Source organism: Escherichia sp. KTE31, assembly GCF_000407925.1.
GTDB lineage: Bacteria > Pseudomonadota > Gammaproteobacteria > Enterobacterales > Enterobacteriaceae > Escherichia > Escherichia ruysiae.
Map to the genome: position 1 here is coordinate 89,522 of NZ_KE136726.1, position 20,349 is coordinate 109,870.

Annotated in this window: 20 protein-coding genes; 8 read left to right on the forward strand and 12 right to left on the reverse strand. The window is 53.8% G+C overall.

The genetic code is table 11. From position 1 onward, the window contains the following. Nucleotides 1-5 precede the first annotated feature (5 nt). The 9 genes from hycI to hycA form a co-directional block, all read right to left on the reverse strand. On the reverse strand, nt 6-476 hold the full coding sequence (gene hycI / locus WES_RS05085; protein ID WP_000132966.1) for a hydrogenase maturation peptidase HycI: 471 nt from the start codon (nt 474-476) through the stop codon (nt 6-8). Beyond that, a complete protein-coding gene (hycH, locus tag WES_RS05080) occupies nt 469-879 on the reverse strand; it encodes a formate hydrogenlyase assembly protein HycH (protein ID WP_001291925.1) in 411 nt (136 codons plus the stop codon). The genes hycI and hycH overlap by 8 nt, the downstream gene beginning before the upstream one ends. Then, on the reverse strand, nt 876-1,643 hold the full coding sequence (hycG, locus tag WES_RS05075) for a formate hydrogenlyase subunit HycG (protein WP_000067387.1): 768 nt from the start codon (nt 1,641-1,643) through the stop codon (nt 876-878). The genes hycH and hycG overlap by 4 nt, the downstream gene beginning before the upstream one ends. Further along, on the reverse strand, nt 1,643-2,185 hold the full coding sequence (hycF, locus tag WES_RS05070) for a formate hydrogenlyase subunit HycF (RefSeq protein ID WP_000493799.1): 543 nt from the start codon (nt 2,183-2,185) through the stop codon (nt 1,643-1,645). The genes hycG and hycF overlap by 1 nt, the downstream gene beginning before the upstream one ends. A gap of 9 nt (nt 2,186-2,194) precedes the next feature. Beyond that, entirely contained in the window at nt 2,195-3,904 is a 1,710-nt protein-coding gene (hycE, locus tag WES_RS05065; RefSeq protein WP_016159605.1) for a formate hydrogenlyase subunit HycE, read from the reverse strand. A gap of 17 nt (nt 3,905-3,921) precedes the next feature. Further along, entirely contained in the window at nt 3,922-4,845 is a 924-nt protein-coding gene (gene hycD / locus WES_RS05060; RefSeq protein ID WP_000115224.1) for a formate hydrogenlyase subunit HycD, read from the reverse strand. Nucleotides 4,846-4,847: 2 nt separating this feature from the next. Further along, nucleotides 4,848-6,674 carry a formate hydrogenlyase subunit 3 gene (gene hycC, locus WES_RS05055; RefSeq protein ID WP_016159606.1) on the reverse strand — a complete coding sequence of 609 codons (1,827 nt, stop codon included), beginning with the start codon at nt 6,672-6,674 and terminating at the stop codon, nt 4,848-4,850. Beyond that, nucleotides 6,671-7,282, reverse strand: coding sequence for a formate hydrogenlyase subunit HycB (gene hycB, locus WES_RS05050; RefSeq protein WP_016159607.1), 612 nt, complete (start codon nt 7,280-7,282; stop codon nt 6,671-6,673). The genes hycC and hycB overlap by 4 nt, the downstream gene beginning before the upstream one ends. 124 nt (nt 7,283-7,406) lie before the next feature. Beyond that, entirely contained in the window at nt 7,407-7,868 is a 462-nt protein-coding gene (gene hycA, locus WES_RS05045) for a formate hydrogenlyase regulator HycA (RefSeq protein ID WP_000158052.1), read from the reverse strand. Nucleotides 7,869-8,080: 212 nt separating this feature from the next. Here hycA and hypA point away from each other — a divergent pair, with 212 nt between their 5' ends. The 6 genes from hypA (at nt 8,081) to flhA (ending at nt 13,850) form a co-directional block, all read left to right on the forward strand. Further along, nucleotides 8,081-8,431: a hydrogenase maturation nickel metallochaperone HypA gene (gene hypA, locus WES_RS05040; protein ID WP_001516945.1), complete on the forward strand. Its 351-nt coding sequence runs from the start codon at nt 8,081-8,083 to the stop codon at nt 8,429-8,431. A gap of 3 nt (nt 8,432-8,434) precedes the next feature. After that, nucleotides 8,435-9,307, forward strand: coding sequence for a hydrogenase nickel incorporation protein HypB (hypB, locus tag WES_RS05035; protein WP_016159608.1), 873 nt, complete (start codon nt 8,435-8,437; stop codon nt 9,305-9,307). Continuing rightward, the gene (hypC, locus tag WES_RS05030; protein WP_000334881.1) at nt 9,298-9,570 is read left to right on the forward strand and encodes a hydrogenase 3 maturation protein HypC; all 273 of its coding nucleotides are present in this window, start codon (nt 9,298-9,300) and stop codon (nt 9,568-9,570) included. The genes hypB and hypC overlap by 10 nt, the downstream gene beginning before the upstream one ends. Beyond that, nucleotides 9,570-10,691 (forward strand): hydrogenase formation protein HypD, encoded by a 1,122-nt coding sequence (gene hypD / locus WES_RS05025; RefSeq protein ID WP_016159609.1) that lies wholly within the window; start codon nt 9,570-9,572, stop codon nt 10,689-10,691. The genes hypC and hypD overlap by 1 nt, the downstream gene beginning before the upstream one ends. Further along, complete coding sequence (hypE, locus tag WES_RS05020; RefSeq protein ID WP_001059920.1) at nt 10,688-11,698, forward strand: hydrogenase maturation carbamoyl dehydratase HypE; 1,011 nt, start codon at nt 10,688-10,690, stop codon at nt 11,696-11,698. Before hypD ends, hypE begins: the two co-directional genes overlap by 4 nt. 73 nt (nt 11,699-11,771) lie before the next feature. Next, entirely contained in the window at nt 11,772-13,850 is a 2,079-nt protein-coding gene (gene flhA, locus WES_RS05015) for a formate hydrogenlyase transcriptional activator FlhA (RefSeq protein WP_016159610.1), read from the forward strand. Nucleotides 13,851-13,888: 38 nt separating this feature from the next. Here the strand turns inward: flhA and WES_RS05010 are convergent, their stop codons facing one another. Next, nucleotides 13,889-14,242, reverse strand: a complete 354-nt coding sequence (locus WES_RS05010; RefSeq protein ID WP_000015504.1) for a nitrous oxide-stimulated promoter family protein — start codon at nt 14,240-14,242, stop codon at nt 13,889-13,891. Between the two features lie 285 nt (nt 14,243-14,527). Between WES_RS05010 and mutS the strand changes: the two genes are divergently transcribed. Both mutS and pphB read left to right on the forward strand, forming a co-directional pair. Further along, nucleotides 14,528-17,089, forward strand: coding sequence for a DNA mismatch repair protein MutS (mutS, locus tag WES_RS05005; RefSeq protein WP_016159611.1), 2,562 nt, complete (start codon nt 14,528-14,530; stop codon nt 17,087-17,089). A 105-nt stretch (nt 17,090-17,194) separates the two neighbouring features. Further along, nucleotides 17,195-17,851: a protein-serine/threonine phosphatase gene (gene pphB, locus WES_RS05000; RefSeq protein ID WP_016159612.1), complete on the forward strand. Its 657-nt coding sequence runs from the start codon at nt 17,195-17,197 to the stop codon at nt 17,849-17,851. Between the two features lie 202 nt (nt 17,852-18,053). On the opposite strand, the gene rpoS is transcribed toward pphB, so the two are convergent. After that, a complete protein-coding gene (rpoS, locus tag WES_RS04995) occupies nt 18,054-19,046 on the reverse strand; it encodes an RNA polymerase sigma factor RpoS (protein ID WP_000081550.1) in 993 nt (330 codons plus the stop codon). Between the two features lie 62 nt (nt 19,047-19,108). After that, nucleotides 19,109-20,248 (reverse strand): murein hydrolase activator NlpD, encoded by a 1,140-nt coding sequence (gene nlpD, locus WES_RS04990; protein ID WP_001272603.1) that lies wholly within the window; start codon nt 20,246-20,248, stop codon nt 19,109-19,111. Between the last annotated feature and the right edge of the window lie 101 nt (nt 20,249-20,349).

Here is a 20,349-nt window from a genome sequence, read left to right on the forward strand (position 1 = left end):
AAAAACTACTCTTCTTCCACCGCTAACTGCGCGAATCCGCCGTACCCTTCCCAACCTTCCAGCCGTTGATAAACGGTTTCCACCGCATCTTTAATCGGCTGGGTCATCGGGTAGTAAAAGCCAACGATGTCCGGCTGGATACCGAGGAAAATCACCTCACCAATGTCTTCTTTCAACTGGTCGATAAGGTAGTTCAGCGGCATGTTATGGGTGGTCATCATAAACATCTCGGCGATATCATCCGGGTCGATGATGCGGATCTCGCCGGGGTTTAGCCCCATATCAGTGGCATCGACAATAAGCAGTCGTGTCGGGCGCAGTTCGCGGATAGCGACGATATCGTTTTCCGGTGCACTACCGCCGTCAATCACCACCCAGTTACCTTTCGGCGCGGCGGCGCACTTTTCCGCCAGCAGCGGACCTGCGCCATCATCGCCCATCATGCTATTGCCAACACAGAGTAAAACGTCAGTCACGCAGTCTCCTCACCATCAAATAGATGGCGTTTTCCTGATGAATATCATGCAGCATACTTAACAGCATTGTACTCCATTCCTTCTGCTGCGAAGTTTGCACAGCCCGGGCTTTATCGAATGCGTTGGCCAGCATCGGCACATGGTTAATGTCGATAACGATCTCACCATATTTCGGCACGCCCTCCATTTTACGACGGGCTTCGCTGCCCGCCTCCAGAGTGGCGATCCATGCCAGGTATTCATCCCACGGGCAGGTGAGCGCCGCTTCCAGGCAATCGATAACCCCAAGGTGGTGACCAATCGCCAGGCTGTAATAGACCACCTGCTGCGCCTCGGCGGGCGTGGCATCGTTCTCATCAATAAATTTACGGCTCAGTTGACTGAACACCACCTTTTCACTCATCGGATACGCGCCTCTTCAACAACATGATTCAGATGGCTGACAATCTCGTTCAGACGCGGATCGTTTTCCGCTTCCAGCCAGCGTGCAACCTGCTCTTCACCCTGCCCTAATTGCGTCAGGAAATCATCGGCAATCTGGCGACCGTAACGGTAACCCGCCAGGCGGCGCGCTTCGCGATCCACTTTCACACGCAGCGGCTGAACCATATCCGGATGCAGAATCTCTGCCGGTTGCTCATCCAGTTCGCCTGGCTCACGGGCGTGGATTTTCTGCTCCAGCAGGCCGAGCGCCATTGCAAAGCCGTACAGCGTGGCGGCTGGCGTTGGCGGGCAACCTGGGATGTAAACATCCACCGGGACGATTTTATCCGTACCGCCCCACACGCAGTAGAGATCGTGGAAAATGCCGCCGCTGTTACCGCAGGCACCGTAGGAGATACAGATTTTAGGGTCCGGCGCGGACTGCCACGCACGCAGCGCAGGGGATCGCATTGCACGGGTGACCGCGCCGGTAAACAGTAAAATATCCGCATGACGCGGGGACGGAACGACTTTAATACCGAAGCGTTCTGCATCGAACAGCGGCGAAAGCGTGGCGAAAATTTCGATTTCGCAGCCGTTGCAGCCGCCGCAGTCCACGCGGTAAACGTAGGCAGAACGTTTGATTTTTTTCAGTAACGACGCCTTCATGCTGGCGATGGATTCATCCACCGTCATCGGAACCGGAATGCCGTTGGCGTCACGGGGGCCTAATAAATTGCTCATCAGATGGCCTCTTTCATATGGCGAGTCAGTTCAATACGGTCGGACGGCACCAGGCATTTCTGGCGCTTACATTCCGGGCAAGTCTCAAAGCTTTCGCGGTGGTTTTCCGCGCGACTGTCACCGTTGTGCTTAAGCAGCGCAATGGCGTAGTCGATCTCTTTCTGTACGGCGAAAGGACGATTGCAGACGCGGCAGTTGCACAGCGCGAAGCGGGACTGTTGCAGGAAGTCTTCTTTCTTCCACACCGCTAGTTCGTACTCTTGCGACAGTTTGATCGCCGCCGTCGGGCAAACTTCTTCGCAGCGTCCACAGAAGATGCAGCGCCCGAGATTGAACTGCCACGCCAGCTCACCGGTGGCGAGGTCGGTTTCAACCGTTAAGGCGTTTGACGGGCAGGCATTGACGCAGGCCGCACAGCCGATGCACTGCTGCGGGTTCTGCTCTGGCTTACCACGGAAGTTTTTATCAACCGCAATCGGCTCCAGCGGATAAGACGAGGTCGCCGTGCCGGTTTTGATGACTTTTTTGATAAAGGTAAACATGGCGATTCCTTATTTCAGCGGCGAGTTTTTACGCTCAATGCTGTAACGCTCGAGTTCTTTGTACGGCACCACTTTGCTCTTCTTCTTACGCACATCGACCACGGTCATGCGGTCGGTACAGGAGTAGCAAGGGTCGAGGCTACCGATAATCAGCGGCGCATCAGAAACGGTGTTGCCGCGCAGCATGTAGCGCAGGGTCGGCCAGTTCGCGTAGGTCGCGGCACGGCAGCGCCAGCGGTACAGCTTCTGGTTGTCGCCGGTCATGCTCCAGTGGATATCATCGCCACGCGGCGCTTCGGCAAAGCCCAGCGCAAAACGGTGCGGAATGTAGGTGAATCCTTCCACCGCCAGCGGGCCGCCTGGCAGGTTGTCCAGGCCGTAGTCAATCATATTGAGCGAGGTAAAGACTTCGTTGATACGCACTTTCAGGCGGGAAATAACGTCGCAGCCCTGCTCGCTGTGAACTTCCATCGGCAGCAGGCCATAACCAACAAACGGGTGATCGGCACGGGTATCACGAGCGTGGCCGCTGGCGCGAACCATCGGGCCAACGTTACTGAAATCGCGGGCGATTTCCGGGTCGAGGCGACCAATGCCGACGGTGCGCTGTTCCATGTTCGGTGTACTCAGCAGCACATCCACCAGTTCCCGCACTTCACGACGCATTTGCTGCGCCAGTTGACGGGTCTGGATCATGTCATCTTTCAGCAGATCGCGACGAATCCCGCCGATCAGGTTCAGACCGTAAGTTTTACGCGCCCCGGTGAGGATCTCCGCCATTTTCATGGAGGATTCGCGCACGCGGAAGAACTGCATAAAGCCGGAGTCAAAGCCGGTAAAGTGACAGGCGAGGCCGAGGTTGAGCAGATGCGAATGCAGGCGTTCCACCTCCAGCAGAATGGCGCGGATCATCTGCGCACGTTCTGGCACCTGAATACCCATCGCGTTTTCCACCGACGTGGTGTAGGCGGTGCTGTGAGCAAAGCCGCAGATCCCGCACACACGGTCAGAGAGGAAGGTCACTTCGTTGTAACCCATACGGGTTTCCGCCAGTTTTTCCATGCCGCGATGGACGTAGAACAGGCGGTAGTCGGCGTCGATAATATTTTCGCCATCGACGAACAGACGGAAGTGACCCGGTTCGTCAGAAGTGACATGCAGCGGACCAATCGGCACAACGTTGTTTTTCTTGTCGCCCAGTTCGTTGATGAACTCGTAGGTTTCAGCATCGGTGGTCGGTGCCGGACGCTGACGGTAATCCATGCTGTCTTTACGCAGCGGATAAAGTTCATCCGGCCAGTCATCCGGCAGCACCAGACGACGTTCATCCGGCAGACCAACCGGAATCAAACCGTACATATCGCGCACTTCGCGCTCGCCCCAGACCGCCGCCGGAACGCGTGGCGTCACGGACGGATATTCCGGTTTGTTGGCGTCAACTTCGACGCGCACGGTTATCCAGCACTTCGTGCCCTTCTCCATCGACAGCACGTAGTAAACAGCGTAATGACCATTCAGTTTGCGTTCATCGTTACCAAACAGCACCGACAGCCAGCCACCCTGTTTGTAGTAGAGGAACTCCACCACTTCCGGCAGATAGTTCACCTTTACGGTAACGGTCAGCTGATCTTTGGTCTGCCAGGCGTGATCCAGTACGACGCCCGGAAATGCCTCATTCAGCGCGGCGAGATAATGTTGACCTAATTTTTCTTCAGACATGCTCATACTCTCTTTAATCACGCCGCCAGCAAGGAGACGAACGCTAAAAATGCAAAGCCAAACCCAGCCCAGGTAATGCGCGGAGTAATATCAAGACGCAGACGGGCCATACTGTTTTCGAACAGCGCGATAACCAGGACGCCGACCACCAGTTTGACGATGGCAATCACCAGCGCCAGCAGCAGCCCGCCTGCGGTGAAGGTTTCCATTTGTCCCCACGGAATAAACACCCCGACGAACATCTGCAACACCACCAGCTGTTTCAGGCTGATACCCCATTTCATGACGCCAAAGCCGCTGCCGCTGTATTCAGAGAGCGGACCTTCCTGCAACTCCTGCTCGGCTTCCGCAAGGTCGAACGGCAGTTTGCCCATTTCGATAAAGGTGGCGAACGCACAGGCACAGAGCGCCAGCACCAGCGGGATGCTCTGGCTCAGAGGCCAGTGGTAAACGGTGTCGGTGATGTTGCTGATGTTGGTGGAACCGGCAACCTGCGCCGCGACCCACAGGCCGAGCAACAACATCGGCTCGACCAGCACACCGAGCATCGCTTCACGGCTCGCGCCGATAGCGGTAAACGGGCTACCGGTATCCAGACCGGAAATGGCAAAGAAGAAACGCGCGATGGCGAAGAGATACAGTAAGGTGATCAAATCACCCAGCTGCGGCAGCGGAGAACCGACAGTCACCACCGGCAGCGCAGTAGCGATAGTCAGCATTACGCCCACCATCACATACGGCGTCAGGCGGAACACCCAGCCGGAGGCATCCGGGCCAACGCTCTGACGCCCCAGCAGTTTGATAATGTCGCGATACTCCTGCAACACGCCCGGCCCGCGACGGTTATGCAGACGGGCGCGCGCCACGCGGGTAATACCGGAGAGCAGCGGCGCAACGGCAAATAACACCAGCGCCTGAATTAACGGATATAAAACACTCATTCTCAGGCTCCTCGTGAAACAATAATCACCACCAGTACCGCCAGTTCAACCAGCGCCATCCGGCGGAACAGCAACGCACTCCCCTCGCACTGCCAGCCCGGCACCAGCGACACCGGATTCAGCACTTTGCGCAGTTTCAGCACCGGCGCAAACGCCTGTTTCACCGGCATGGCAAAACCGTGAGCAGTAATCACCATTGATTTTTCGTGGTCGTAGCCGCACACCCAGGCTGCGCCACGGGAACGCGACGGCAGGCGGTCGCCTTTACAAATCGCCATAATGATGAATGGCAGCAGCGGGCAGGCAATCAGCAGCAGGGTGATCATTGGTTGAGAAACGGTGGTGTTAGCAGGCTCCAGCGGCAGAGGTACAGCAGCAGAGAGCATCGGCAGTAGCCACGGCGCAGCAACACCGCCAATTACGCAGCAAATCGCCAGTGCCACTACGCTTACGCTCATCAGGAGCGGCGCACAGGTGGCGTTTTCGGCTTCTTTGGTACGCGGCGCGCCAAGGAACGTAACGCCATAGACTTTCGCCATACACATCACCGCCAGCGCACCGGTAATGGCCAGCCCCACGGCGAGCAGCGGTCCCAGCAGACGGGCAACGAAGGTGCCGCTATTGCTCAGTTTGAAGAAGGATTGATAAATAACCCATTCCCCGGCAAACCCGTTCAGCGGCGGCAGCGCAGCCATTGCCATCAGCCCGACTAACATGGCGATGGAGATAACCGGCATTTTCTTGCCAATGCCGCCGAGTTTTTCGATATCGCGATGACCAGTACGGAACCAGACGCTACCCGCACCGAGGAACAGTACGCTTTTGAACAGGCTATGGTTAAGCAGATGGTACAGACCACCGACCAGGCCAAGAGCAATCAGCGCCGGTTGTTCGAGCGCGATACCCGTTACGCCAGCGCCCAGCCCCAGCAGGATAATGCCGATATTTTCCAGGGTGTGGTAAGCCAGCAGACGCTGGATGTTGTGTTCCATCAGCGCATATAGACCACCGACGAACGCGGTGATCATGCCGAGCACCAGCAGCGCAATTCCCCACCACAGCGGCGCATTACCGCCCAGCAGCGACAGGGTTAAAATGCCCAGCAGGCCAATTTTCATCACTACTGTGGAAAACAGCGCCGCAGCAGGAGCTGAAGCGTTAGCATGAGCCTGCGGCACCCAGCCGTGCAGCGGGATAATCCCGGCCAGCAGGCCAAAGCCAATCACACCGAGCAGCCAGATATCGGAACCGAGCGGCAGTTGTTGTACGCGCATATCCAGCAGGCGCAGATCCAGCGTGCCGTAACGCTGCCAGACCAGCCAGCAGGCTATCGCCAGCAGCAAAGTACCGAGGCGCCCCAGCACAAACCACAGTTTGCCCTCTTTGCTGTTGCTGGTGAGGAACACCGCGCACAGAGCCATGATTTCTGCCATTACCACTAACATGCCCAGATTGCTGGCGATAACGGCGCACACGGCGGCAGCCATCAGCATATTGATCTGCAAGCCGTTGCATTTCACCTGCGCGTGGCGATGCCAGTCAATGTTGTAGAGGCTGACAAACAGGCCGCACAGGCCGAGGGTAATCAACCAAATCGCGTTAAGCGGGGAGATTTGGATATCAAAACTCACCAGTGACAGCGTACCGCTCACGCCGACCGCCCCTGTCAGCACGGTGAAACCTGCTGCTGCCGTGTACACGCTACCAACCGCGCCGCCAATCCCGGCGACCCAGCCGCTTAGCGCCTTATGAAAAGAAAAGAGAAATGCCAGAACAGCGGCGGCGACAAACCACGCAACGCCGCTATTGATCAGGGAAATTGCGCTCATTTAGCCTCTCCACTTTGAGCCTGCTGAAACAAGGTGAGCTCGCCAAAATCGGTGTTAAAAGTCAGCTCACGCTTACGTTTGCTGACGCGGGCGATATCGGTGTTATCCACCAGATGCAGGGCTTTAGTTGGGCACATCCGCACGCAAGCTGGACCCTGTTCATCAAAGCTACAAAGGTCACATTTGACGGCGATCGCACGAATGCCCGGCACCCAGTCAAGCAATGTGCTGACACGCGCCGGAGCAGGCGGTGCCGGTGGTGCTTTCGGGGTATTGGCATTTGCCGGAATATCCAGCGGGCGGCTGCCGGAAAATTCAATTGCGCCAAACGGGCAGGCGATGCCGCACAGTTTGCAGCTTACGCACAGACTTTCATTCAACTGCACGGCACCATCAACGCGCTCGATGGCATTAACCGGACAGACCACCGCACAGGGCGCATCTTCACAGTGGTGACAGAGCTGCGGTGCAGATTCTTTTTCATTTAGCATCACTCTCAGGCGCGGCATGGATTGCAGGCCGTGCTGGCGATGCGTCTCTGAACAGGCGGCCTCACAGGTGTGGCAGCCGATACAGAGCGTGGAGTCAGCAATTACAAAACGATTCACCAGGCATTCCTCAGGTGATTGTCATTTTTGACGAAAACATGCCGATGAAATGTCATTTTCGACACTCATCGACACGCCCATCCCCAAACAGGCATGACGCCTGCAAAACGGGCAAAGCCTCAGCTCATGCTGCCGAGCTTTGTCCCTCTACCAGTTGGCTTAAATTCACCGGGGTATTGTTTTCAATGGCGGTGTATAAGCTGTCGTAAACGCCGGCGATTTTTTCGAGATAGTGTTCCAGCACTTGTTCGCGATTACGGATGTTGACCTTGCCATCAATCATGCCGTCACTGCTCAACTGAGCCAGTGCAATCCGCTGCTTATCTTCGCCATCTTTCGTTTCGACGTAGTACTCGATGGTATGGCTGTTAAAACCATCCGCCAGGGTGACGTAAATTCGAAAATGTTCAAAAAGAACGAAACAGAGCTCTTTATCTGGCGCGCAGCTCATCGCGTGATGCAAACGCGCTTTTGATAACGTGATCCCCTGAACCAGCGAATTGCAATAGATATGCCACTGGTCCTGTAGGCGACGATGCCGCTGTGCGATGTAATCGGCTTTCTCGCTTATTTCCCAAATAGTCATTGTCAGGTTACCCGTTTAACAGAGATGCCTGCCCTTAAGCATTTTCTGTGCCAATTTTTAATTCATTGTTATTTAGGTGATTTTTATGATTTCACTGAATTTCGACGCCGTGTCGACGTGTCATTTCGACATCATCGACATTATTCACCGCAGGGATAGTCAACACTGGCACAATTATTGCTTAGAGCTGGCAATAGTTAATGGGAGGCGATATGCACGAAATAACCCTCTGCCAACGGGCACTGGAATTGATCGAACAACAGGCCGCAAAGCACGGCGCAAAACGCGTAACTGGGGTCTGGCTCAAAATTGGCGCATTTTCTTGTGTCGAAACCAGCTCTCTTGCCTTTTGTTTTGATCTGGTTTGCCGTGGCAGCGTGGCGGAAGGTTGTAAACTGCACCTCGAAGAACAAGAGGCCGAATGCTGGTGTGAAACATGCCAACAGTATGTGACGCTACTGACCCAGCGCGTCCGCCGCTGCCCACAGTGTCATGGCGACATGCTGCGCATTGTGGCAGACGACGGTTTACAGATTCGGCGGATAGAAATAGACCAGGAGTGAGCGATGTGTACAACATGCGGTTGCGGTGAAGGCAACCTGTATATCGAGGGTGATGAACATAACCCTCATTCCGCGTTTCGTAGCGCGCCTTTTGCCCCGGCAGCACGCCCGAAGATGAAAATCACCGGCATTAAAGCGCCTGAATTTACCCCCAGCCAGACCGAAGAAGGCGACCTGCATTACGGTCATGGTGAAGCAGGCACACACGCGCCGGGCATGAGCCAGCGCCGGATGCTGGAAGTCGAAATTGACGTACTGGACAAAAATAATCGCCTGGCTGAACGTAACCGCGCGCGTTTTGCTGCCCGTAATCAACTGGTGCTCAACCTGGTATCCAGCCCAGGTTCCGGTAAAACCACGCTGCTGACTGAAACCTTAATGCGCCTGAAAGACAGCGTTCCATGCGCGGTAATTGAAGGCGATCAGCAAACCGTGAACGATGCCGCACGTATTCGTGCTACCGGCACGCCAGCAATTCAGGTGAACACCGGTAAAGGCTGCCATCTCGATGCACAGATGATCGCCGACGCCGCGCCGCGCCTGCCACTGAACGATAACGGTATTCTGTTTATCGAAAACGTTGGCAACCTGGTGTGCCCGGCCAGCTTCGATCTGGGTGAGAAACATAAAGTGGCGGTGCTTTCCGTTACCGAAGGCGAAGACAAGCCGCTGAAATATCCGCATATGTTTGCCGCCGCCTCGCTGATGCTACTCAACAAAGTTGACCTGCTGCCGTATCTCAATTTCGACGTTGAGAAATGCATCGCCTGCGCCCGCGAAGTCAATCCAGAAATTGAAATCATCCTCATTTCCGCCACCAGCGGCGAAGGGATGGATCAGTGGCTGAACTGGCTGGAGACACAGCGATGTGCATAGGCGTTCCCGGCCAGATTCGCACCATTGACGGCAACCAGGCGAAAGTCGACGTCTGCGGCATTCAGCGCGATGTCGATTTAACGTTAGTCGGCAGCTGCGATGAAAACGGTCAGCCGCGCGTGGGTCAGTGGGTACTGGTTCACGTTGGCTTTGCCATGAGCGTAATTAATGAAGCCGAAGCGCGCGACACCCTCGACGCCTTACAAAATATGTTTGACGTTGAGCCGGATGTCGGTGCGCTGTTGTATGGCGAGGAAAAATAATGCGTTTTGTTGATGAATATCGCGCGCCGGAACAGGTGATGCAGTTAATTGAGCATCTGCGCGAACGTGCTTCACACCTCTCTTACACCACCGAACGCCCTCTGCGTATTATGGAAGTGTGCGGCGGTCATACCCACGCCATTTTTAAATTCGGCCTCGATCAGTTACTGCCAGAAAACGTTGAGTTTATCCACGGTCCGGGCTGCCCGGTGTGCGTACTGCCGATGGGCAGAATCGACACCTGCGTGGAAATTGCCAGCCATCCGGAAGTGATTTTCTGTACCTTTGGCGACGCCATGCGCGTACCAGGAAAACAGGGGTCACTGTTGCAGGCAAAAGCACGCGGTGCCGATGTGCGCATCGTCTACTCGCCAATGGATGCGTTGAAACTGGCGCAGGAGAACCCAACCCGCAAAGTGGTGTTCTTCGGCTTAGGGTTTGAAACCACCATGCCGACCACCGCCATCACCCTGCAACAGGCGAAAGCCCGCGATGTGCAGAACTTTTACTTCTTCTGCCAGCACATTACGCTTATCCCCACGCTGCGCAGTTTGCTGGAACAACCGGACAATGGCATTGATGCGTTCCTCGCGCCGGGCCACGTCAGTATGGTTATCGGCACCGACGCCTATAATTTTATCGCCAGCGATTTTAATCGTCCGCTGGTGGTCGCTGGTTTCGAACCACTTGATCTACTACAAGGCGTGGTGATGCTGGTAGAGCAGAAAATAGCGGCCCACAGCAAAGTAGAGAATCAGTACCGTAGGGTGGTGCCTGACGCAGGTAACCTGCTGGCGCAACAGGCGATAGCCGACGTGTTCTGTGTTAACGGCGATAGCGAATGGCGTGGCCTTGGGGTGATCGAATCATCTGGCGTGCATCTGACGCCGGATTATCAGCGATTTGACGCTGAAGCGCATTTCCGCCCGGCACCGCAGCAGGTTTGCGATGATCCACGCGCGCGCTGTGGCGAAGTATTGACGGGCAAATGTAAGCCGCATCAATGCCCGCTGTTTGGTAACACCTGTAATCCTCAAACCGCATTCGGCGCGCTGATGGTCTCCTCTGAAGGAGCGTGCGCCGCGTGGTATCAGTATCGTCAGCAGGAGAGTGAAGCGTGAATAATATCCAACTCGCCCACGGCAGCGGCGGCCAGGCGATGCAGCAATTAATCAACAGCCTGTTTATGGAAGCCTTTGCGAATCCGTGGCTGGCTGAGCAGGAAGATCAGGCGCGTCTTGATCTGGCGCAACTGGTGGCGGAAGGCGACCGTCTGGCCTTTTCCACCGACAGCTACGTCATTGACCCGCTGTTCTTTCCTGGTGGCAATATTGGCAAGCTGGCGATTTGCGGCACGGCGAACGACGTAGCGGTCAGCGGCGCAATTCCACGCTATCTCTCCTGTGGATTTATCCTTGAAGAAGGATTGCCGATGGAGACGCTGAAAGCAGTGGTTACCAGCATGGCTGAAACTGCCCGTGCGGCTGGCATCGCCATCGTTACTGGCGATACAAAAGTGGTGCAGCGTGGGGCGGCAGATAAACTGTTTATCAACACCGCAGGCATGGGCGCGATCCCGACAAATATTCACTGGGGCGCACAAACCCTGACCGCAGGCGATGTATTGCTGGTTAGCGGTACACTCGGCGACCACGGTGCGACTATCCTTAACTTGCGCGAACAACTGGGGCTGGATGGCGAACTGATCAGCGACTGCGCGGTGCTGACGCCGCTGATTCAGACGCTGCGAGACATTCCCGGCGTGAAGGCGCTGCGCGATGCCACGCGCGGTGGGGTGAACGCGGTGGTTCATGAGTTCGCGGCAGCCTGCGGCTGCGGTATTGAGCTTTCAGAAGCTGCGCTACCGGTTAAACCTGCTGTGCGCGGCGTTTGTGAGCTGCTGGGGCTGGACGCCCTCAACTTTGCCAATGAAGGTAAGCTGGTGATTGCCGTAGAGCGTAATGCGGCTGAGCAAGTGTTGGCGGCGCTGCATTCCCATCCACTAGGACAGGATGCAGCGTTAATTGGCGAAGTGGTGGAGCGTAAAGGTGTTCGTCTCGCAGGGCTTTATGGCGTGAAACGAACTCTCGATCTACCTCACGCCGAACCGCTGCCTCGTATATGCTAATAAAAATCTAAAGCTCCTATAATTTGTCATTTACCTTTTGCACCGCTTAGCGGTGCTTTCCTGGAAGAACAACATGTCGTATACACCGATGAGTGATCTCGGGCAACAAGGGTTGTTCGACATCACTCGGACACTATTGCAGCAGCCCGATCTGGCCTCGCTGTGTGAGGCTCTTTCGCAACTGGTAAAGCGTTCTGCGCTCGCCGACAACGCGGCGATTGTGTTGTGGCAAGCGCAGACTCAACGTGCGACTTATTACGCGTCGCGTGACAAAGATACCCCCATAAAATACGAAGACGAAACCGTTCTGGCGCATGGGCCGGTGCGTAGCATTTTGTCGCGTCCTGATACGCTGCATTGCAGCTACGAAGAATTTTGTGAAACCTGGCCGCAACTGGCCACAAGCGGGCTATACCCTAAATTTGGTCACTATTGCCTGATGCCACAGGCAGCGGAAGGACATATTTTTGGCGGCTGTGAATTTATTCGTTATGACGATCGCCCGTGGAGCGAAAAAGAGTTCAATCGCCTGCAAACCTTTACGCAGATTGTTTCTGTTGTCACCGAGCAAATTCAGAGCCGCATCATCAACAATGTCGACTACGAACTGTTATGTCGGGAACGGGATAACTTCCGCATTCTGGTCGCCATCACCAATGCGGTACTCTCCCGCCTGGATATGGACGAACTGGTCAGCGAAGTGGCGAAAGAGATCCACTACTACTTCGATATCGACGATATCAGTATCGTTTTACGTAGCCACCGCAAAAACAAACTCAACGTCTATTCCACTCACTATCTTGATAAACAGCATCCCACTCACGAACAGAGTGAAGTTGATGAGGCCGGAACCCTCACCGAGCGCGTATTTAAAAGCAAAGAGATGCTGCTGATTAATCTCCACGAGCGGGATGATTTAGCCCCCTACGAACGCATGTTGTTTGATACCTGGGGCAACCAGATCCAGACGCTGTGCCTGCTGCCGTTGATGTCTGGCAATACCATGCTGGGCGTGCTGAAACTGGCACAGTGCGAAGAGAAAACGTTTACCACCACCAACCTGAGTTTGCTGCGCCAGATTGCCGAACGAGTGGCAATCGCCGTCGATAATGCCCTCGCCTACCAGGAAATCCACCGTCTGAAAGAGCGGCTGGTTGATGAAAACCTCGCCCTGACTGAACAACTCAACAATGTGGATAGTGAGTTTGGCGAGATTATTGGTCGCAGCGAAAGCATGTACAGCGTGCTCAAACAGGTTGAGATGGTGGCGCAAAGCGACAGTACCGTACTCATTCTTGGTGAAACTGGCACAGGAAAAGAGCTAATCGCCCGCGCAATTCACAATCTGAGTGGGCGTAACAATCGTCGCATGGTGAAAATGAACTGCGCGGCGATGCCTGCCGGATTACTGGAAAGCGATCTGTTTGGTCATGAACGTGGTGCCTTTACTGGTGCCAGCGCCCAGCGCATCGGTCGTTTTGAACTGGCGGATAAAAGCTCGCTGTTCCTCGATGAAGTGGGTGATATGCCACTGGAGTTACAGCCGAAGTTGCTGCGCGTATTGCAGGAGCAGGAGTTTGAACGCCTCGGCAGCAACAAAATCATTCAGACAGACGTGCGTTTAATCGCCGCAACTAATCGCGATCTGAAAAAAATGGTCGCCGACCGCGAGTTCCGTAGCGATCTCTATTACCGCCTGAACGTCTTCCCGATCCACCTGCCGCCGTTACGCGAGCGCCCGGAAGATATTCCGCTGCTGGCGAAAGCCTTTACCTTCAAAATTGCCCGCCGACTGGGGCGCAATATCGACAGCATTCCTGCCGAGACGCTGCGCATATTGAGCAACATGGAATGGCCGGGTAACGTGCGCGAACTGGAAAATGTTATTGAGCGTGCGGTACTGCTGACTCGCGGTAATGTTCTACAACTCTCTTTACCCGATATCTCACTGCCAGAACCTGAAACGCCGCCTGCTGCAACGGTCGTCGCTCAGGAAGGCGAAGATGAATATCAACTGATTGTTCGCGTATTAAAAGAGACGAACGGCGTAGTCGCGGGTCCGAAAGGCGCTGCGCAACGTCTGGGGCTAAAACGCACGACCCTGCTGTCACGGATGAAACGGCTGGGAATTGATAAAGCGGCGTTGGTTTAATCGTCTGGAGTGCCGGACAGGAAGATCTATCCGGCACGCTATTCACGTGGTTTCTTCGGGCGATATTTTTCCGGCAATTCCGGCACTGGACGCTTATCATCAATCAGATGACGCACGGTTAAGATCGGATGACGCCACAGCATTCGCGGCCCTGCCCAACGCATAATCTGCTTCATCTCTTCACGCTTCGCAGGCTGATAACAGTGAACCGGACACTGCTTACAGGCCGGTTTCTCTTCGCCAAACACACATTTATCCAACCGCTTTTGCGCGTAAGCAAACAGCGCATCGTAATGCCCCGGCTCCGCTGACGCCTGCGGGCATTGCGCTTGATAAAGATCGATCATTCTTTTAATCGTCAGTTTTTCACGAGAGATACGCTTGCCGGACATGCTGCCTCCATACTCTTAAGGTGCATTTATATTACAACTTAAATTTAAAGGGGACTATGGCTCTGAAGGAGGAGATTTCTTCAATCAGGCAATGTTGCGCCCCTTCTTCACAGTCAACAAGCAAACGCTGCAAAACAGCATTTTTACCGGAACCGACATCAAGAACTCACCTTTCGCGTCTTCCCCTGAAATGATTAACTCCGGTATCATGTGCGCCTTATGTGATTACAACGAAAATAAAAACCATCACACTACATTTAACATCAGGGAACCGGATCTAACTCCATGAGTGTAATAGAAAATTTCGACGCCCATACTCCGATGATGCAGCAGTATCTCAAGCTGAAAGCCCAACATCCTGAGATCCTGCTGTTCTACCGGATGGGTGACTTTTACGAGCTGTTTTATGACGACGCAAAACGAGCGTCGCAGCTGCTGGATATTTCACTGACTAAACGCGGCGCATCTGCGGGCGAGCCGATCCCGATGGCGGGTATTCCCTACCATGCAGTGGAAAACTATCTCGCCAAACTAGTGAATCAAGGTGAGTCGGTTGCGATTTGTGAACAAATCGGCGATCCGGCCACCAGCAAAGGGCCGGTTGAGCGCAAAGTTGTCCGTATCGTTACGCCGGGCACTATCAGCGATGAAGCCCTGTTGCAGGAGCGTCAGGACAACCTACTGGCGGCTATCTGGCAGGACAGCAAAGGTTTCGGTTACGCGACGCTGGATATCAGTTCCGGTCGTTTTCGTCTGAGCGAACCGGCTGACCGCGAAACGATGGCGGCAGAACTGCAACGCACCAATCCGGCGGAACTGCTTTATGCAGAAGATTTCGCCGAGATGTCGTTAATTGAAGGTCGTCGCGGCCTGCGCCGTCGTCCGCTGTGGGAGTTTGAAATCGACACCGCGCGCCAGCAGTTGAACCTGCAATTTGGCACCCGCGATCTTGTCGGTTTTGGCGTCGAGAACGCGCCTCGCGGGCTTTGTGCTGCCGGTTGCCTGTTACAGTATGCGAAAGATACCCAACGCACGACCCTGCCGCATATTCGTTCTATCACTATGGAACGTGAGCAGGACAGCATCATTATGGATGCTGCGACACGTCGTAACCTGGAAATTACCCAGAATCTGGCGGGCGGTGCGGAAAATACATTGGCTTCCGTGCTCGATTGCACCGTCACACCGATGGGTAGCCGTATGCTGAAACGCTGGCTGCATATGCCGGTGCGCGACACCCGTGTGTTGCTTGAGCGTCAGCAAACTATTGGCGCATTGCAGGATTTCACCGCCGAGTTACAGCCGGTACTACGGCAGGTCGGCGATCTGGAGCGTATTCTGGCACGCCTGGCGTTACGCACTGCTCGCCCGCGCGATCTGGCTCGTATGCGTCATGCCTTCCAGCAACTGCCGGAACTGCGCGCACAGTTAGAAAATATCGATAGCGCACCAGTACAGGCGCTGCGTGAGAAAATGGGCGAGTTTACCGAGCTGCGTGACCTGCTGGAGCGGGCAATTATCGAGACACCGCCAGTGCTGGTACGCGACGGTGGCGTCATCGCTCCAGGCTATAACGAAGAACTGGATGAGTGGCGTGCGCTGGCTGACGGTGCGACCGATTATCTGGAGCGTCTGGAAATCCGCGAGCGTGAACGTACCGGTCTGGACACGCTGAAAGTCGGCTTTAATGCGGTGCACGGCTACTACATTCAAATCAGCCGTGGGCAAAGCCATCTGGCGCCAATCAACTATATGCGCCGCCAGACGCTGAAAAACGCCGAACGTTACATTATTCCTGAGCTGAAAGAGTACGAAGACAAAGTACTGACTTCAAAAGGTAAAGCACTGACGCTGGAAAAACAGCTTTATGAGGAGCTGTTCGACCTGCTGTTGCCGCATCTGGAAGCGTTACAACAGAGTGCGAGCGCGCTGGCAGAACTGGACGTACTGGTAAATCTGGCGGAACGCGCATATACCCTGAACTACACCTGCCCGACCTTTATCGATAAACCCGGCATTCGCATTACCGAAGGTCGCCATCCGGTGGTTGAACAGGTGCTGAATGAGCCGTTTATCGCTAACCCGCTAAATCTGTCGCCTCAGCGTCGCATGTTGATCATCACCGGTCCGAACATGGGTGGTAAAAGTACCTATATGCGCCAGACCGCGTTGATTGCGCTGATGGCGTATATTGGCAGTTACGTACCGGCACAAAAAGTCGAGATTGGACCGATCGATCGCATATTCACCCGTGTTGGCGCAGCGGATGATCTGGCTTCCGGACGTTCAACCTTTATGGTGGAGATGACCGAAACCGCTAATATTCTGCATAACGCCACCGAGTACAGTCTGGTGTTGATGGATGAGATTGGGCGCGGGACGTCCACTTACGATGGCCTATCGCTGGCGTGGGCATGTGCGGAAAATCTGGCGAATAAAATTAAAGCGTTGACGCTGTTTGCTACCCATTACTTCGAGCTGACTCAACTGCCGGAGAAAATGGAAGGCGTCGCCAACGTGCATCTCGATGCGCTAGAGCACGGAGACACTATCGCCTTTATGCACAGCGTACAGGACGGCGCGGCGAGTAAGAGCTACGGTCTGGCGGTTGCTGCGCTGGCAGGTGTACCGAAAGAGGTGATCAAACGTGCGCGACAGAAACTGCGTGAGCTGGAAAGCATTTCGCCGAATGCTGCCGCTACACAGGTAGATGGTACGCAAATGTCGCTACTTTCTGTGCCGGAAGAAACCTCGCCAGCGGTCGAAGCACTGGAAAATCTCGATCCAGATTCTCTGACTCCGCGTCAGGCGCTGGAGTGGATTTATCGGTTGAAGAGTCTGGTGTAAAAATAATTCCCGATAGCCTTTTACTATCGGGAATATTAACGACAACTGACGAATCTAATAAAAATACCCTGTATAATAGTAGAGATTATTTTACAGGGTAAAATCATGCCATCAACACGCTATCAAAAAATTGATGCTCATCACTACCGCCATATATGGGCTGTTGGTGATATTCATGGTGACTATCAATTATTACAATCCCGTTTGCATGAATTATCTTTTTGTCACGAAACAGACTTACTTATTTCCACAGGCGATAATATTGATCGTGGGTCGGAAAGTCTTAACGTGCTACGCCTGTTAAACCAGCCCTGGTTTACCTCCGTGAAAGGCAACCACGAAGCGATGGCGCTTGATGCATTCGCAACCGGTGATGGCAATATGTGGTTAGCCAGCGGCGGCGACTGGTTTTTTGATTTAAATGATTCAGAGCAAAAAGAAGCAATAGATCTGTTGCTGAGATTTCATCATCTCCCGCATATTATCGAATTGAGTAACGATATTATAAAATATGTCATCGCACATGCAGATTATCCGGGTAATGAATATCAATTTGGCAAAGAAATCGCGGAAAGCGAATTACTCTGGCCTGTTGATCGCGTGCAGAAGTCTCTTAATGGCGAGTTACAAAAAATAAACGGTGCTGATTATTTTATATTTGGACATATGATGTTTGATAACATTCAGACATTCGCTAACCAGATTTATATTGATACCGGATCGCCGAAAAGCGGACGGTTATCGTTTTATAAAATTAAATAGTTAATCCAGTCAGGATAAGGATCAGCTCTGGTTCAGATCCGCTATTGCCAATATCGGTCATGAATTTCTTCATAAAGACATCGGGTTTCGCACACCAGTTTACTGTCAGAAGCCGGCGTCACCATCAACGCTATTCAAGACGGATGATATAAAAGAAAAAGGCCAGCCTCACTTGAGACTGGCCTTTCTGATAGATGCTTGCTTATTCGCGGAACAGCGCCTCGATATTCAGCCCCTGAGTCTGCAAAATCTCACGCAGACGGCGCAGGCCTTCAACCTGAATCTGGCGAACACGTTCACGAGTGAGGCCAATTTCACGACCTACATCTTCCAGTGTTGCCGCTTCGTACCCCAGCAAACCGAATCGACGTGCCAGCACTTCACGCTGTTTGGCGTTCAGCTCGAACAGCCATTTGACGATGCTCTGTTTCATATCGTCATCTTGCGTGGTGTCTTCCGGACCGTTCTCTTTTTCATCGGCCAGAATGTCCAGCAACGCTTTTTCGGAATCACCACCCAGAGGGGTGTCTACCGAGGTAATGCGCTCGTTAAGACGAAGCATACGGCTGACGTCATCAACTGGTTTATCCAGTTGCTCTGCGATCTCTTCCGCACTCGGTTCGTGATCCAGCTTATGGGACAACTCACGTGCGGTTCGCAGGTAAACGTTCAGCTCCTTTACGATGTGAATCGGCAAACGAATAGTACGGGTTTGATTCATAATCGCCCGTTCGATCGTCTGACGAATCCACCATGTTGCGTATGTTGAGAAGCGGAAACCACGTTCCGGGTCAAACTTCTCAACCGCGCGGATCAGCCCCAGGTTGCCCTCTTCGATAAGATCCAGCAAAGCCAGACCACGATTGCCATAACGGCGGGCAATTTTTACCACCAGACGTAAGTTACTCTCAATCATCCGGCGGCGGGAGGCAACATCTCCACGCAGTGCGCGACGCGCAAAATAAACTTCTTCTTCGGCCGTTAACAGTGGCGAATAACCAATCTCACCAAGGTAAAGCTGAGTCGCGTCCAACACACGCTGTGTGGCACCCTGCGATAACAGTTCCTCTTCGGCCAAATCGTTATCACTGGGTTCCTCTTCTACTAAGGCCTTTTCGTCAAAAACCTCAACTCCGTTCTCATCAAATTCCGCATCTTCATTTAAATCATGAACTTTCAGCGTATTCTGACTCATAAGGTGGCTCCTACCCGTGATCCCTTGACGGAACGCTCAAGCAACAGCCTGGTTCCGCCGAATTATCGCTGCGGTAAATAACGCAGCGGGTTTACGGATTTCCCCTTGTAACGAATTTCAAAATGCAATCGTGTTGAACTGGTTCCGGTGCTACCCATGGTTGCTATTTTTTGCCCCGCCTTCACTTCTTGTTGTTCCCGGACCAGCATTGTGTCGTTATGGGCGTAGGCACTCAGGTAATCATCATTATGTTTGATGATAATCAGATTACCGTAACCGCGCAGCGCATTACCGGCATAAACAACGCGGCCATCTGCGGTCGCGGTAATTGCCTGTCCTTTGCTACCTGCGATATCAATTCCCTTGTTGCCCCCCTCAGAAGCGCCAAAGGTTTCAATCACTTTGCCCTCAGTTGGCCAGCGCCAGGTGGAGATAGGCGTACTGGTCGATGTACTGCTGACAGTCGGCTCGGTTGTGCTTGCTGTTGGCACCGTTACAGGCGCTGTGACCGTGGTCGCAGTTGGCTTGTTGTTCGGCAACATTTTGTTAGCACTCTGTTCACCCGAAGACTCAGAATACGTAATTGTCGGTTTCGACGCAACAGCAACGGTGGAATTTTGTGCAGGCTTGATCACAACTCCTTGCTCTGCTGCATCCGCCTGGGTAATGGCATTTCCGCCAGTAATCGGCGTACCGGAGGCGTTGCCAACCTGCAAGGTCTGACCGACGTTCAACGCGTATGGTGCCTGAATATTATTGCGCTGAGCGAGGTCACGGAAATCGTTGCCGGTGATCCAGGCGATATAGAAAAGTGTGTCGCCTTTTTTCACGGTATAGGTACTGCCGCTATAACTGCCTTTCGGAATATTCCCGTACTGACGGTTGTAGACGATACGCCCATTTTCCATTTGCACCGGTTGCTGAGCGACAGGCTGTACCGGCTGGATTTGTGGTTGTTGCGTAGATTGAATTTGTGGCTGCTGTACCGGCTGAATTTGCGGTTGCTGCGCTGTAGATGTCGTTCCCATTTTCGGCGGCGGCGTAATCAGCATACCTGAATTGGTATTTGCCGGCGCATTGCCATTAACGGAACTAACTGGTGCCGGTGGATTCGATGTGTCAGAACAGCCAGCCAGCCATAGCGAAACCAGTGACAAAGCCGCAATACGGCGAACGGTGAATTTTGGGCTTCCCGCGCTCATTTATCCCCCAGGAAAAATTGATTAATAACCAGTGACATAATTACCGTGCAAGGCACCCTACTGAACACTGGAAAAGATGTTCACGATACGCTGACTTGCTG

What these genes read in the sequence shown, in the direction of transcription:
- hycC (WP_016159606.1), bottom strand. Translation starts at nt 6,674, where the DNA reads ATGAGCGCAATTTCCCTGATCAATAGCGGCGTTGCGTGGTTTGTCGCC.
- hypA (WP_001516945.1), top strand. Translation starts at nt 8,081, where the DNA reads ATGCACGAAATAACCCTCTGCCAACGGGCACTGGAATTGATCGAACAA.
- hypB (WP_016159608.1), top strand. Translation starts at nt 8,435, where the DNA reads ATGTGTACAACATGCGGTTGCGGTGAAGGCAACCTGTATATCGAGGGT.
- hycG (WP_000067387.1), bottom strand. Translation starts at nt 1,643, where the DNA reads ATGAGCAATTTATTAGGCCCCCGTGACGCCAACGGCATTCCGGTTCCG.
- hypC (WP_000334881.1), top strand. Translation starts at nt 9,298, where the DNA reads ATGTGCATAGGCGTTCCCGGCCAGATTCGCACCATTGACGGCAACCAG.
- flhA (WP_016159610.1), top strand. Translation starts at nt 11,772, where the DNA reads ATGTCGTATACACCGATGAGTGATCTCGGGCAACAAGGGTTGTTCGAC.
- hycE (WP_016159605.1), bottom strand. Translation starts at nt 3,904, where the DNA reads ATGTCTGAAGAAAAATTAGGTCAACATTATCTCGCCGCGCTGAATGAG.
- rpoS (WP_000081550.1), bottom strand. Translation starts at nt 19,046, where the DNA reads ATGAGTCAGAATACGCTGAAAGTTCATGATTTAAATGAAGATGCGGAA.
- pphB (WP_016159612.1), top strand. Translation starts at nt 17,195, where the DNA reads ATGCCATCAACACGCTATCAAAAAATTGATGCTCATCACTACCGCCAT.
- hycD (WP_000115224.1), bottom strand. Translation starts at nt 4,845, where the DNA reads ATGAGTGTTTTATATCCGTTAATTCAGGCGCTGGTGTTATTTGCCGTT.
- mutS (WP_016159611.1), top strand. Translation starts at nt 14,528, where the DNA reads ATGAGTGTAATAGAAAATTTCGACGCCCATACTCCGATGATGCAGCAG.
- nlpD (WP_001272603.1), bottom strand. Translation starts at nt 20,248, where the DNA reads ATGAGCGCGGGAAGCCCAAAATTCACCGTTCGCCGTATTGCGGCTTTG.
- hypD (WP_016159609.1), top strand. Translation starts at nt 9,570, where the DNA reads ATGCGTTTTGTTGATGAATATCGCGCGCCGGAACAGGTGATGCAGTTA.
- hycH (WP_001291925.1), bottom strand. Translation starts at nt 879, where the DNA reads ATGAGTGAAAAGGTGGTGTTCAGTCAACTGAGCCGTAAATTTATTGAT.
- WES_RS05010 (WP_000015504.1), bottom strand. Translation starts at nt 14,242, where the DNA reads ATGTCCGGCAAGCGTATCTCTCGTGAAAAACTGACGATTAAAAGAATG.
- hycF (WP_000493799.1), bottom strand. Translation starts at nt 2,185, where the DNA reads ATGTTTACCTTTATCAAAAAAGTCATCAAAACCGGCACGGCGACCTCG.
- hycA (WP_000158052.1), bottom strand. Translation starts at nt 7,868, where the DNA reads ATGACTATTTGGGAAATAAGCGAGAAAGCCGATTACATCGCACAGCGG.